This window comes from uncultured Rossellomorea sp. (assembly GCF_947488365.1).
Lineage (GTDB): Bacteria > Bacillota > Bacilli > Bacillales > Bacillaceae_B > Rossellomorea.
The window spans coordinates 1-13589 of sequence record NZ_CANKZT010000010.1 but is presented as its reverse complement, the minus strand read 5'-3'; the positions used below and the strand labels follow the sequence as shown (position 1 = coordinate 13589).

At 43.0% G+C, this 13589-nt stretch carries 13 protein-coding genes; all 13 read left to right on the top strand.

All coding sequences use genetic code 11. The annotated features are described in order from the left end of the window. Positions 1 to 45: 45 nt before the first annotated feature. Positions 46 to 2007: an ATP-dependent zinc metalloprotease FtsH gene (ftsH, locus tag Q1B03_RS20740; protein WP_299746301.1), complete on the top strand. Its 1962-nt coding sequence runs from the start codon at positions 46 to 48 to the stop codon at positions 2005 to 2007. Positions 2008 to 2608: 601 nt separating this feature from the next. After that, positions 2609 to 3376: a type III pantothenate kinase gene (locus Q1B03_RS20735; protein ID WP_172655809.1), complete on the top strand. Its 768-nt coding sequence runs from the start codon at positions 2609 to 2611 to the stop codon at positions 3374 to 3376. 20 nt (positions 3377 to 3396) lie between these two features. Further along, on the top strand, positions 3397 to 4278 hold the full coding sequence (hslO, locus tag Q1B03_RS20730; protein ID WP_299746296.1) for an Hsp33 family molecular chaperone HslO: 882 nt from the start codon (positions 3397 to 3399) through the stop codon (positions 4276 to 4278). A 25-nt stretch (positions 4279 to 4303) separates the two neighbouring features. Next, a complete protein-coding gene (locus Q1B03_RS20725) occupies positions 4304 to 5185 on the top strand; it encodes a peptidyl-prolyl cis-trans isomerase (protein ID WP_299746293.1) in 882 nt (293 codons plus the stop codon). Between the two features lie 323 nt (positions 5186 to 5508). Then, on the top strand, positions 5509 to 6438 hold the full coding sequence (cysK, locus tag Q1B03_RS20720) for a cysteine synthase A (RefSeq protein WP_299746290.1): 930 nt from the start codon (positions 5509 to 5511) through the stop codon (positions 6436 to 6438). Positions 6439 to 6625: 187 nt separating this feature from the next. Beyond that, entirely contained in the window at positions 6626 to 8029 is a 1404-nt protein-coding gene (gene pabB, locus Q1B03_RS20715) for an aminodeoxychorismate synthase, component I (protein WP_299746287.1), read from the top strand. Next, positions 8026 to 8613, top strand: coding sequence for an aminodeoxychorismate/anthranilate synthase component II (gene pabA / locus Q1B03_RS20710; RefSeq protein ID WP_299746284.1), 588 nt, complete (start codon positions 8026 to 8028; stop codon positions 8611 to 8613). Before pabB ends, pabA begins: the two co-directional genes overlap by 4 nt. After that, complete coding sequence (pabC, locus tag Q1B03_RS20705; protein ID WP_299746281.1) at positions 8614 to 9471, top strand: aminodeoxychorismate lyase; 858 nt, start codon at positions 8614 to 8616, stop codon at positions 9469 to 9471. A gap of 16 nt (positions 9472 to 9487) precedes the next feature. Further along, positions 9488 to 10309, top strand: coding sequence for a dihydropteroate synthase (folP, locus tag Q1B03_RS20700; RefSeq protein ID WP_299746278.1), 822 nt, complete (start codon positions 9488 to 9490; stop codon positions 10307 to 10309). Then, positions 10302 to 10661, top strand: a complete 360-nt coding sequence (gene folB / locus Q1B03_RS20695) for a dihydroneopterin aldolase (protein ID WP_299746275.1) — start codon at positions 10302 to 10304, stop codon at positions 10659 to 10661. The genes folP and folB overlap by 8 nt, the downstream gene beginning before the upstream one ends. 1 nt (position 10662) lies before the next feature. Then, positions 10663 to 11187 (top strand): 2-amino-4-hydroxy-6-hydroxymethyldihydropteridine diphosphokinase, encoded by a 525-nt coding sequence (folK, locus tag Q1B03_RS20690; protein ID WP_299746272.1) that lies wholly within the window; start codon positions 10663 to 10665, stop codon positions 11185 to 11187. Further along, the gene (locus Q1B03_RS20685; protein ID WP_299746269.1) at positions 11139 to 11363 is read left to right on the top strand and encodes a helix-turn-helix domain-containing protein; all 225 of its coding nucleotides are present in this window, start codon (positions 11139 to 11141) and stop codon (positions 11361 to 11363) included. The genes folK and Q1B03_RS20685 overlap by 49 nt, the downstream gene beginning before the upstream one ends. Positions 11364 to 11601: 238 nt before the next feature. Next, positions 11602 to 13098, top strand: coding sequence for a lysine--tRNA ligase (gene lysS / locus Q1B03_RS20680; RefSeq protein WP_299746442.1), 1497 nt, complete (start codon positions 11602 to 11604; stop codon positions 13096 to 13098). Positions 13099 to 13589 lie beyond the last annotated feature (491 nt).

Here is a 13589-nt window from a genome sequence, read left to right as displayed (position 1 = left end):
GATACTATTTTACTTAGTTTGTTTACCCGTGGGAGGAGGTAAGGGATGAACCGGATCTTTCGAAACACCATATTCTATTTACTAGTCTTTTTAGTGATTATAGGTGTGGTGAGTTATTTCAGTAATAACAACGAGCCAACCAAAAATATCGAGTACAGTACGTTTATTAATAACCTTGAAGAGGGAGACGTTTCTTCTTTTTCAATTCAGCCTGGCAGAGGCGTTTATGAAGTGAAAGGACAGATGGAAGGGGCTAAAGAAGGAGAGTACTTCTTAACCTATGTCCTTACCACAGATGGAAAGTTAATGGAGAAGATCAATACGGCAGCATCAGAGCAAGGAATTGATGTGGAAGTATTACAAGCCAAAGAAACAAGCGGCTGGGTATCTTTCTTTACGACGATCATTCCATTTGTCATTATCTTTATTCTGTTCTTCTTCTTACTTAACCAAGCTCAAGGCGGCGGCAGCCGTGTCATGAACTTTGGGAAAAGTAAAGCAAAGCTATACAGCGAAGAGAAGAAGAAAGTCCGCTTTAAAGATGTAGCGGGAGCAGATGAAGAGAAGCAAGAACTTGTAGAGGTAGTGGAATTCTTAAAGGATCCACGCAAATTCTCTGAAGTGGGTGCCCGTATTCCAAAGGGTGTCCTTCTAGTGGGACCTCCAGGTACAGGTAAAACCTTACTTGCGCGAGCAGTGGCTGGAGAAGCAGGAGTTCCTTTCTTCTCAATCAGTGGTTCCGACTTCGTTGAAATGTTTGTCGGTGTCGGAGCATCTCGTGTACGTGATTTATTCGAAAATGCAAAGAAGAATGCACCTTGTATCATTTTCATTGATGAAATTGATGCAGTCGGTCGTCAACGTGGAGCAGGTTTAGGTGGAGGTCACGATGAGCGTGAACAAACCCTTAACCAGTTACTAGTCGAAATGGATGGTTTTGGCGCTAACGAAGGTATCATCATCGTCGCTGCAACAAACCGACCAGACATTCTGGATCCTGCATTGTTACGTCCAGGTCGTTTCGACCGTCAGATTACAGTTGATCGTCCTGACCTTAAAGGACGTGAAGCGGTTCTTAAAGTTCATGCACATAATAAACCGCTTGATGAATCTGTCGATTTAAAAGCAATTGCCATGAGAACACCAGGTTTCTCTGGAGCTGATTTAGAAAACCTTCTAAACGAAGCAGCACTTGTGGCAGCCCGTGAGGATAAGAAGAAAATCGATATGCGCGATATTGATGAAGCAACAGACCGTGTCATTGCCGGTCCTGCGAAGAAGAGCCGCGTCATATCTGAAAAAGAACGTAAAATCGTGGCATTCCACGAAGCGGGTCATACCGTTATTGGATTAGTCCTTGATGAAGCAGATATGGTACATAAGGTGACCATCGTTCCTCGTGGGCAAGCAGGCGGATATGCCGTTATGCTTCCGAAAGAAGATCGTTACTTTATGACGAAGCCTGAGCTTCTTGATAAGATTACCGGTTTACTTGGTGGTCGTGTAGCAGAGGAAATCATCTTCGGTGATGTCTCAACTGGTGCCCATAATGACTTCCAACGTGCAACTGGAATTGCCCGTAAAATGGTCACTGAATATGGTATGAGTGATAAGCTTGGACCGCTTCAGTTTGGTCAATCTCAAGGCGGTCAAGTGTTCTTGGGACGCGACATCAATAGTGAGCAAAATTATTCAGATGCCATCGCTTACGAAATCGACTTAGAAATGCAGCGTCTAATTAAAGAAAGCTATGAGAGAGCGAAGCGAATTCTTACTGAAAATCGCGACAAGCTTGAACTCATTGCGAAAACATTATTAGACATTGAAACATTGGATGCAGCGCAAATCAAGCATTTAATGGATCATGGTAAATTACCGGAACGTACGTATGAATCCGATCAGGATAACAGCGACGTGAAAGTAAATATCCAAAAGAAAAATGAAGAAACGGTGATCGAGGAAGATACAGCTTCAAAAGAAGACGATTCTAACTCTGATCGTACGTAAATAGAGGGGATGCATCCAGTAATGGGTGCATCCTTTTTGTTGTGGTAGATTGGCTTCCACTGCAGGACGATTCATGATTGGTTAATATGTTGTTTTGGAAAGGATTGTAAAACGGCTGGATTATTTCCTGTTTCGGCCGGATTTTCGATTAAAACGGCCGGATTATGGCGTAAAATGGCCGGATTTTCTCAACGAGTAACCCGAAACAGCACCTTATGGCAGAGTTTTTCTTGGATTTCATCACCCAAAATCGGATTATATGCTCAATATGCGTGTTTGCTACAAGATAATGCTCTAAAATGCAAAATACAGAATATTTAACCGTAACTAGATGGAGCTAGCGAATCCCCCTGCTAAACATATTCGCCTTATGCTTGTCGGGTCTAACCAAGCCGGTTCCGCTTTTGTCTCATCTAGCTCCACCGGCTAGCCCCTCGAGGTCATAAGATAAATGGTCCAAGAAGGCAAAGAACGCCTTCCCGGCCCATTCATCTTATGCTTGTCGGGTCTGACCAAGCCGGTTCCGCTTTTGTACCTATTCTAAATAAATTATGGTATGATGTTGGCAGTGTGAAAACAATTGGCTTAGTAGGTGAGGATATTGATTTTTGTAATGGATGTAGGGAATACCAATATTGTATTTGGTGTATATGAAAATGACCATTTAAAATATCATTGGAGAGCTGAAACGAATCGACATAAAACGGAAGATGAGTTTGGGATGCTTGTGAAGAATCTGTTCGAGCATGTGAAGCTTACGTTTGACGAGATTGACGGAATCATTATTTCCTCAGTTGTTCCTCCAATTATGTTTAGTTTGGAACGTATGTGTGAGAAATATTTTAATATTACTCCGCTCGTCGTTGGGCCTGGTATTAAAACCGGTTTAAATATCAAGTATGAAAATCCAAGGGAAGTCGGAGCGGATCGAATTGTAAATGCTGTCGCTGGTATTCATGAATACGGTGGTCCTCTCATTATTGTTGATTTCGGTACAGCGACGACGTATTGCTATATCAATGAGGAAAGACAATATATGGGTGGAGCGATTGCACCTGGAATAGGTATTTCAACGGAAGCCCTGTACTCAAAGGCGGCTAAATTGCCAAGGATCGAAATTGCCCGTCCTGAACATATTATTGGAAAGAATACCGTAACGGCTATGCAAGCAGGTATTCTCTATGGATATGTTGGACAAGTAGAAGGTATCGTTCAAAGAATGAAAGCACAAAGTAAGAAGGAACCAACGGTCATAGCAACTGGAGGATTAGCGACATTGATTTCTAAAGAATCCAACAGCATTGACGTAGTAGATCCTTTCCTGACATTAAAAGGATTAAAATTAATCTACAAGAGAAACATGAACTAAAGTGAAAGGAGCTTCAACCCATGAGCGACTATTTAGTAAAAGCGTTAGCCTATAATGGCCAGGTACGTGCTTATGCAGTGAAAAGCACGGATACAGTAGGAGAAGCACAAAGAAGACATGGAACATGGCCAACTGCATCAGCAGCATTAGGCAGAAGCATTAGTGCCGGAGTCATGATGGGGGCTATGCTTAAAGGAGACAATAAATTAACGATCAAAGTGGAAGGTGGAGGCCCGATCGGCGCCATTCTTGTGGACAGTAATGCAAAAGGAGAGGTCAGGGGATATGTGACCAACCCACATGTACACTTTGATTTAAACGAGCACGGGAAGCTTGATGTCCGTCGTGCTGTAGGTACAACAGGAACATTATCGATTGTAAAAGATATAGGCATGAGAGATCATTTCTCTGGTCAGGTTCCGATTGTTTCAGGAGAACTTGGAGAAGACTTCACATATTATTTCGTCACTTCTGAACAGGTACCTTCTTCTGTAGGGGTTGGTGTGTTAGTGAACCCTGATAATTCGATCCTTGCAGCAGGCGGGTTCATTCTGCAGCTTATGCCGGGAACGGATGAAGAAACGATTACGAAGATTGAAGAGCGCTTAGCAAAAATCCCTCCAATCTCGAAGTTAATCGAAAAGGGCCTCACCCCTGAAGAGGTATTAGAAGAAGTACTTGGAAAAGGGGAAGTCAAAGTACTTGAAACGCTTCCTGTGGCATTTAAATGTCAGTGCAATAAAGAACGTTTTTCAAATGCCATCATCAGCTTAGGGGAGCAAGAAATTCAAGAAATGATCGATGAAGATGGAAGTGCAGAAGCAAGCTGTCACTTCTGTAACGAAACCTATGTATTTTCTAAAGAAGAATTAGAAGAACTGAAAGCAAACGCTAAGCAGTAAATCATATCCAGGGAGAATGGGAGAAATGAGAATTAAACGGTCTGTACTCATGGTTTTGGTTGGGGTACTACTTGTCACAAACATCATTACACTCGTGTGGGATCGCTCTTCCGGGGCGAGTGGAACTCCTGAAGTAGTGGCAACGGTTGGTGGAGAGTCAGTAACCCGGGAGGACTGGTTGTATTCCCTTGAGCAAAAACATGGTAAGGAAGAGCTAAAGGCCCTGATCAATCAGCAAGTGATCGACCATTTAGCGAAGAAATATGATATCTCCGTTTCGGAAAAAGAAGTAGAGCAGGAATACTATCTCATACAGTCTGTTTATAATGCTTACGATGAAGAAAATCTTGAAGATGAAGATTCACTAAAGGCTCAAATCAGATCTGAATTATTATTAGAGGAGCTCCTCACTAAGGATGTCCAAGTACCTGAAAAAGAGTTAAAGAGCTTTTATAATCAAAACGAGCATCTGTATTCTATTTCTAAAATGTATAAGCTGAAGCAGTTGAAGGTGGCTGATCAATCAGAAGCAGCTCAAGCATTGGAAGAACTCGAAGCTGGCTCGGACTTTGAAGCATTAGCCATGGAGCGTTCAATCGATGAGCAAAGTGCTCATTTAGGGGGGGACATCGGGTATGTTCCTCTGGATGGAGATTTCCTATCTTCAGAAGCCTCAGAAGAAATAGAGCCTCTCTCACCAGGTGAATGGACAAAACCGGTTCGAGAGGATTCAGAGTACGTTATTTATTATGTAGACGATGTTTTGAAAGAAAGACATTTTTCATTCAAAGACGTAAAATCTCAAATTCGGAGACAAATTGCTTTAGAGCAAGTAGAGACACCACTGCAGCCCGAGTCCTTTTGGGAAGAGGTTGAAGTGGACTGGTTTTACGGAAAACAGAATTAGAGGGGGCTGGCCTTTTAAAGGTCAGCTTCTTTTTACATAGAGAAAAGCTTTTTAACGTAACATAGGATAAATGAAATGTGCATACATATAACCTAGGGTGGAGGTAATTTGGCCAGGTCCTACAAGCATTTGGAAAGCTCGAGGGATTAACCGGGAAGTTGAATAATACACCTATCCAATATGCACAACACTTACCCCGATCCAGGCCCTTTAGAGTGAACAGGGCCAACCCCCGCTTATACTTATTAATTGACAAATATATTGAATATTGTTACATTTTTATAAAACCAACAAATTTACTTGGGATTAGGAGTGATGGATGAATGGTAAGAGTAGCCAATTCAATTTCGGAATTAATAGGTCAGACTCCAGTGGTGAAACTGAATCGATTAGTAGATGAAAATAGTGCGGATGTTTACTTGAAATTAGAATATATGAACCCGGGCAGCTCTGTAAAAGATCGTATCGCATTGGCGATGATTGAAGCAGGTGAAGCCGCAGGTACGATTAAACCTGGGGATACGATTGTTGAGCCGACGAGTGGGAACACGGGTATCGGTTTAGCGATGGTGGCTGCGGCAAAAGGGTACCGTGCCCTACTTGTCATGCCTGACACAATGAGTATGGAGCGACGCAACCTGTTACGTGCTTACGGCGCAGAATTAGTATTAACGCCAGGAGCAGAAGGTATGGGAGGGGCCATTCGCAAAGCTGAAGAGTTATCGAAAGAAAAAGGCTATTTCATGCCACAGCAATTTAAAAATACAGCCAATCCGAAAGTGCATCGGGAAACAACCGGACCTGAGATCGTCGAGCAAATGGGCGATCAGCTGGATGCCTTCATTGCCGGGATTGGAACAGGTGGTACGATTACAGGTGTGGGGGAAGTGCTGAAGAAGCATTATCCATCCATTGATCTGTATGCGGTGGAGCCGTCAGATTCGCCTGTATTATCAGGGGGTAAACCTGGTCCTCATAAAATCCAAGGAATCGGTGCTGGATTTATCCCTGAGATCTTAGATACGAGTGTATATAATCATGTTATTCAAGTTGAAAAAGATTCGGCCTTCGACTATGCAAGGAGAGCTGCTAAAGAAGAGGGGATCCTGGGCGGGATTTCTTCTGGAGCAGCCATCTATGCAGCCATTGAAGTGGCGAAAAAGTTAGGAAAGGGTAAGAAAGTACTGGCAATCATCCCTAGTAATGGAGAACGCTATTTAAGTACTCCTCTTTACCAATTTGATGAAGAATAATAAAGATGTGTCGGATCCTGAAGTGAAATCTTCAGGATCCGTTTTTTTTTGATCTGTTAGAAGATTAATAGTAAAAGCACCTTCAAAATCCATCATCCCATTACATAATTTCAAGTTTTTAACGATGAAACCTTCCCAAAGTTCATGTATCATGAAAATAGATAAAGATTAGGAGTGTGAGGGGTCAGTGCAGCACCTATATTTTCATAAAAACCATTCAACCAAAGAACAATTTTTTGCAGCATACGAACAACTTAGTCAACATCAGCCACATCATATTTTGTTAGAAAGTGGACGGGGTGGACGATATAGCGTTGCTGGACTACAACCTGATGTAATTTTACAAAGTGTCCCTGATGGGTTGCTCATACAAAGCTCTTCCGGAGTTGAAACGATAAATGGAGATCCGTTGATTTTGTTGGAAAGGTGGATGAATCCCCTTCGGACGAAAAGAAGAGAGGATCTCCCTGATTTCCAAGGGGGCGTGATCGGGTTCCTTAGTTATGATTATGCAAGAAAGATTGAGAGGCTCCCCGCTTTGGGGCGTGATGACCTGGAGATTCCGGACCTTTATTTCTACTACCTGGAGGAATGGGTAGTCTTCGATCATCAGGAAAATATTTTGTGGACGATGATTCTTTCCGATAAAGAACCGGAATCGGCTGAGAAGAATCTTGCCAAATGGACATCCATTTGGACAGAAGCCCTGTCCCCGATTAATGAGGATGCAGAAGATCCTGTACATCATGAGACGGCGAGCATTGAGGTATCCATGGATGAGGAAGAATTCTCAGTGGCCGTAAAACAAATTCAATCCTATATATCTCAAGGTGATGTTTTTCAGGTGAATTTATCTGTCCGACAATCTCAAGAGTTGAAGGCTAAGCCCTACACGGTATATAAAATGCTTCGGGAATTAAACCCCTCCCCTTACATGAGTTATATTCAAAGCCCGGACTTTCAGATTGTCTCAGGATCACCGGAATTACTAGTAAAGAAAAAAGGAACGGAAGTAAGCACAAGACCAATTGCAGGCACACGCTCGCGTGGAAAAGATGCTGAAGAGGATGAGAAACTTGCTTTTGAGCTGATCAACAACGAAAAAGAAAGAGCAGAGCATGTGATGCTTGTGGACCTGGAACGAAATGACCTGGGCAGGGTGTGCCAATACGGGACAGTTGAAGTGAATGAGTTCATGGTCATCGAAAAATACTCCCACGTCATGCACATCGTTTCGAATGTAAGAGGAACACTAGATGAAACCAAAACGGGAGCGGATTTAATTCGATCTGTTTTTCCTGGTGGAACCATTACGGGAGCTCCCAAGGTGAGAACGATGGAGATCATTGAAGAGCTAGAACCGGTCAGAAGAGGGATTTACACAGGGTCCATTGGCTGGATTGGCGTCAATGGTGATATGGAATTGAATATCGTCATTCGGACGATGCTTGTGAAAGATGGAAAAGCGCATATTCAAGCGGGTGCGGGAGTCGTAATTGATTCTAACCCTAAGTATGAATATAAAGAATCCTTGAAGAAAGCGAAAGCCCTTTGGGTAGCGAAAGCCCGGGCGGAAGGAGAAACCCTATGATTCTCATGGTTGATAACTACGATTCATTCACCTATAATCTTGTGCAATTTTTAGGAGAGTTAGGGGAAGAGCTGGTCGTGAAACGAAATGACGAGATCACATTAGATGAGATTGAGGCATTGTCTCCCGATTACCTGATGATTTCTCCGGGACCGTGCAGTCCAAATGAAGCGGGTGTGAGCCTCGAGGCGATCCGGGCCTTTGCCGGAAAGATTCCGATTTTCGGCGTTTGCCTGGGTCACCAATCGATTGCCCAGGTTTTCGGAGGGGATGTTGTTCGTGCTGAACGGTTAATGCACGGAAAAGTCTCACCGATGATCCATGACGGGAAAACCATTTTCAAAGACATGCCCAATCCTTTCAAGGCAACAAGATACCATTCCCTGATCGTTAAAAGAGAAACCCTTCCTGAATGCTTTGACATTTCAGCCGAAACGGAAGAAGGGGAGATTATGGGGATCCGTCATAAACAGCTGCCGATCGAAGGGGTGCAGTTCCATCCCGAATCCATCATGACGGAACAAGGGAAACAGCTGCTCCTTAACTTTTTAACGACCTATAAAAAAATCGAGATGGTTTTATAAATGTACTTATATCTTAATGGAGAAATCGTTCATGCATCAGAGGCGGTCATTTCCCCATTCGATCACGGGTATTTATATGGATTGGGCGTGTTTGAGACCTTTCGGACGTATGAGGGTCATCCTTTTTTGCTAAAGGATCATTTGAAGAGGCTTTCTCATGGATTAAAGGAATTGAATATTGCAGCAGACCTGGATGAAGAGAAGATCAGGAATGCAATAACAACCCTTTTAGATAAAAATGGCTTGAAGGATGCATATTGCCGGTTCAACATCTCCGGTGGGGCTGGGGAGATAGGTTTACAAACGACCCCTTATGAGGATGCGACGGTGATCCTTTTTCAAAAGGAATTGCCTCCTTCTCTGCCATTAAAAGAAAAAGAAGGTGTGCTGCTTCAGTTAAGAAGAAACACACCGGAGACAGGGGAACGTTTGAAATCCCATCATTACCTGAACAATATGGCGGCAAAACGGGAAATTGGACCATCTCCTCACCGGGAAGGGATATTCCTTACAAAGGAAGGCTATCTGTGTGAAGGGATAACCTCCAATCTTTTCTGGGTAAAAAATGCAGAATTGTATACACCAGCTGTAGGGACCGGGCTCTTAAACGGGATAACGCGTCAGTTCATCCTTGCCCTGGCGGATCGAATGCAGATGCCGGTCCGGGAAGGGATGTTCGGGAAAGAGCAATTACTGAATGCCCATGAGGTTTTCTTTACGAATTCTGTGCAAGAGATCATACCGGTAAACAGAATCGACTCTGTGAATTTCCCCGGCCGAAATGGAGAGTATTCAAGGTTGCTTCATGATCAGTACAGCAAGTATACAGGACAGTTGAATTCAATTGAGGAATTATAGCAGGGGGAGTCGTGCAATGAAATGCGGGAAATACGAACTTAATTTTTCAGAGAAAACCCTTATTATGGGGATTTTAAATATCACACCTGATTCATTCTCGGACGGTGGTTCGTTCAATGAATTGGACCGGGCTGTAGAGCGTGCGAAAGAAATGGTAGAGATGGGTGCGGATATTATAGATATAGGGGGAGAGTCCACTCGGCCAGGGCACCAAATCGTAGCGGCTGAAGAAGAAATTTCTAGGGTCGTGCCGATTATAGAGGCGATCTCCCGGGAAGTGAACGTACCAATATCCATCGACACGTATAAGGCAGCGACGGCACGAAAAGCGCTGGAAGCAGGTGCAAGCATCATTAACGATGTATGGGGCGCGAAAAAGGATCCTGAAATGGCCCAAGTAGCGGCGGAAACGGGAGCCCCGATTATTCTCATGCATAACCGGGATAACCAGGATTACAGCCACTTCGTTCGGGATGCGTTACAAGATCTGCAGGAAAGCATCTTCCTAGTGAAAGAAGCAGGGGTGAAAGACGATCAAATCATCCTGGATCCTGGAATCGGGTTTGCAAAAACAGTACAATTAAACATAGAGATGATGAGACACTTGGATGTTCTTGTTTCACTAGGATATCCTGTGCTCCTGGGGACGTCACGGAAGTCTATCATTGGGCATGTTCTTGATCTGCCCGTAGAGGAACGGATGGAAGGCACGGGAGCGACGGTATGCTACGGGATTCAAAAAGGCTGCCACATCGTGAGGGTTCATGATGTAAAAGAAATGGCACGCATGGCGAAGATGATGGATGCCCTCGTTGGAAAGGAGAAAATGTATGGATAAGATTCTATTGAATGAAATGGAGTTTTACGGCTATCACGGTGTATTCCAGGAAGAAAACAAACTTGGACAACGTTTTCGTGTTAGTGTAGAGTTGCATTTAGATTTAAGGAAGTCCGGTCAAAGTGATCAGCTTGAGGACTCCGTAAACTATGCGGAGATCTATTCTATCACGAAAACTGTAGTTGAGGGAGAACCGAAGAATTTAGTGGAAGCGGTCGCTGAAGACATCTCTTCCCGGATCTTAGAGGCATTCCAAGTCGTAGAGAGCTGTAAAATAACACTAATCAAGCCTGATCCACCTATTCCTGGACATTACCAATCGGTGGCGGTGGAGATTAATAGGAGTCGGTAGGATGAATACTGCATACATTTCCCTTGGTTCCAATATGGGAGACAGGGCGGGTTATTTAGAAAAAGCCATAAACATCTTAGGCAGTCATGGTAAGATAGAGGTAACGAAACAATCCTCTATGTATGAAACAGACCCAGTAGGATTTACAGAACAAGGTAAATTTTTGAATATGGTCATCGAAATTCGTACCAGTCTAAGTCCAGAAACTCTATTACATCAGTGCTTGCAGGTGGAAATCGACCTTGGAAGAGAAAGGGAGTTCAAATGGGGTCCGCGAATAATAGACCTTGATATTTTACTCTATGATCAAGAAAATATTGAATCAGAGAATCTCCTCATTCCTCACCCAAGGATGCAAGAAAGAGCATTTGTGTTAATCCCGTTAGTAGAGGTTGCTCCACATATAGAGCATCCGTCTTTTAATGCCCCGTTCGTTGAATTTCTGGACGAAATACCTGACAAAGAAGGAGTTCGGTTATGGAAACAGATAAATGGGGAAGACGCATTCGTGCATTCAGAAAGTTAAAAGGGTATACTCAGGAAGGTTTGGCCAAGGAACTTTCCATCTCTGTTTCGGTCCTTGGAGAAGTGGAAAGAGGCAGTCGGATACCGAAAGAAGATTTCTTAGTGAATGTTGCAGAAGTGTTGAACATACCAATACATGAGCTGATCCCTCATGAAGAATCTGAACGTAGTGAGTGAATGCCGGTTAATTCACCTGTATATCCTTTTATGTTATTCTAGAAAAGGCTGGAACCAATTCGTGACACTGTCACCAGGTTGGATCGGCCTTTTTTAGATTTTTTTCATCTCTTTTTAACCCGCTAAAGTACGTTTCTGAAATAACTCATACTTTAGGGGTGTTACAAACATAGATATTGTGTAAAATAGTATGGTATATAATCGTATTAGTCTAGTAAAGCAAGTAGATAGAATAGGAGTGAAACACATGAGTCACGAAGAAATCAATGACCAGCTTCGAGTAAGACGTGAAAAAATGGAATCAATCCGTGATAAGGGACTTGATCCATTCGGTAAACGCTATGATCGTACACACAGTTCATCCGAGATCAAATCTCAATTCGATGAATTTTCTAAAGAAGAACTAGAAGAGAAAGACATCACTGTAACCATTGCAGGTCGTATCATGACTAAGCGTGGAAAAGGGAAAGCGGGATTTGCCCACCTGCAGGACTTAGCTGGACAAGTCCAAATCTATGTTCGTAAAGATGCGATCGGTGAAGAAGCATACGAACTATTCAATACAGCAGACCTCGGAGATATCGTAGGGATTACGGGTACAATATTTAAAACAAAAGTGGGAGAGCTTTCAGTAAAAGCGAAAGAATTCCACCTTCTAACCAAAGCACTGCGCCCGTTGCCTGAGAAGTTCCACGGATTAAAAGACGTTGAGCAGCGCTATCGTCAACGTTACCTGGATCTAATCACAAGCCAGGAAAGCAAAGAGACGTTCATCGCCCGCAGCCGTATCATCCAATCCATGAGAAGATATCTGGACAATAACGGTTACTTAGAAGTAGAAACACCAATGATGCATGCCATCGCAGGGGGAGCATCTGCCCGTCCTTTCAATACACATCACAACGCACTTGATATGCCTTTATTCATGCGTATCGCGATTGAGCTTCACCTAAAGCGCTTGATCGTCGGTGGACTTGAGAAAGTATACGAAATCGGACGTGTATTCCGTAACGAAGGTGTGTCTACAAGACATAACCCTGAGTTCACGATGATCGAGCTTTACGAAGCATACGCAGATTACCGTGATATCATGGCTCTTACTGAAAATCTTGTAGCTCATATTGCGAAGGAAGTATTCGGTTCTACTACGGTTCAGTATGCAGACTATGAAATAAACCTGGAGCCGGAGTGGACTCGCCTTCACATGGTTGACGCGGTTAAAGAACAGACTGGTGTGGATTTCTGGAAAGAAATGTCCGATGAAGAAGCGCGTGCCCTTGCGAAAGAACACGGCATCGAAATCAAAGACAATATGCAATATGGTCATGTGGTAAATGAATTCTTCGAACAAAAAGTAGAAGATAAACTTATCCAACCTACGTTCATTTATGGTCACCCGGTGGAAATTTCTCCACTTGCCAAGAAGAACGATGAAGATCCACGATTCACAGATCGTTTTGAGTTATTCATCGTAGGACGTGAACACGCGAATGCCTTCACGGAGCTTAATGATCCAATCGATCAAAGGGAGCGTTTTGAAGCGCAACTGAAAGAAAGAGAAGAAGGAAACGACGAAGCCCACATGATGGATAATGATTTCATCGAGGCTCTTGAATATGGTATGCCGCCAACAGGTGGCCTTGGTATCGGTATCGACAGACTTGTTATGCTGTTAACCAACTCTCCATCTATTCGGGACGTTTTATTATTCCCATTAATGCGTCATCGTGATTAATCTCGTATTCAGAACAGCAGAGGCTTAGTGCCTCTGCTGTTTTTGTTGAATGATAACTATATGTAAGGAAGATAATAATTTGGTGAAGCAATGATGTTAATTATCTTTTGGGTCTAATGGCACCTTTTATATTACGGTATAAAGAATGAATTGAATGCCTTTTGTCTTATGTGAAATATATAATGAAAAACATTAGAAAAATCTCTTGCGCCCAAATATGGAAGGTGGTATAGTATTATCTGTTGCCGCAAAAAGGCGATAACTTAATAAAAACTTTTTAAAAAAAGTTATTGACTTAAACGAGTCGATAATGTAATATTTAAAGGGTCGCTTCAAACGGAAGCACTTACACATTGAACCTTGAAAACTGAACAAAACAAGACAATACGTCAACGTTAATTCTAGATTTATTTGTAAAGAGCTATTCAAACTTTTATCGGAGAGTTTGATCCTGGCTCAGGACGAACGCTGGCGGCGTGCCTAATACATGC

Excerpts from the sequence above, each read along its gene's own strand:
- ftsH (WP_299746301.1), top strand. The coding sequence starts at position 46 with ATGAACCGGATCTTTCGAAACACCATATTCTATTTACTAGTCTTTTTA.
- hslO (WP_299746296.1), top strand. The coding sequence starts at position 3,397 with ATGAGCGACTATTTAGTAAAAGCGTTAGCCTATAATGGCCAGGTACGT.
- Q1B03_RS20725 (WP_299746293.1), top strand. The coding sequence starts at position 4,304 with ATGAGAATTAAACGGTCTGTACTCATGGTTTTGGTTGGGGTACTACTT.
- cysK (WP_299746290.1), top strand. The coding sequence starts at position 5,509 with ATGGTAAGAGTAGCCAATTCAATTTCGGAATTAATAGGTCAGACTCCA.
- pabA (WP_299746284.1), top strand. The coding sequence starts at position 8,026 with ATGATTCTCATGGTTGATAACTACGATTCATTCACCTATAATCTTGTG.
- pabC (WP_299746281.1), top strand. The coding sequence starts at position 8,614 with ATGTACTTATATCTTAATGGAGAAATCGTTCATGCATCAGAGGCGGTC.
- folP (WP_299746278.1), top strand. The coding sequence starts at position 9,488 with ATGAAATGCGGGAAATACGAACTTAATTTTTCAGAGAAAACCCTTATT.
- folB (WP_299746275.1), top strand. The coding sequence starts at position 10,302 with ATGGATAAGATTCTATTGAATGAAATGGAGTTTTACGGCTATCACGGT.
- folK (WP_299746272.1), top strand. The coding sequence starts at position 10,663 with ATGAATACTGCATACATTTCCCTTGGTTCCAATATGGGAGACAGGGCG.
- Q1B03_RS20685 (WP_299746269.1), top strand. The coding sequence starts at position 11,139 with ATGGAAACAGATAAATGGGGAAGACGCATTCGTGCATTCAGAAAGTTA.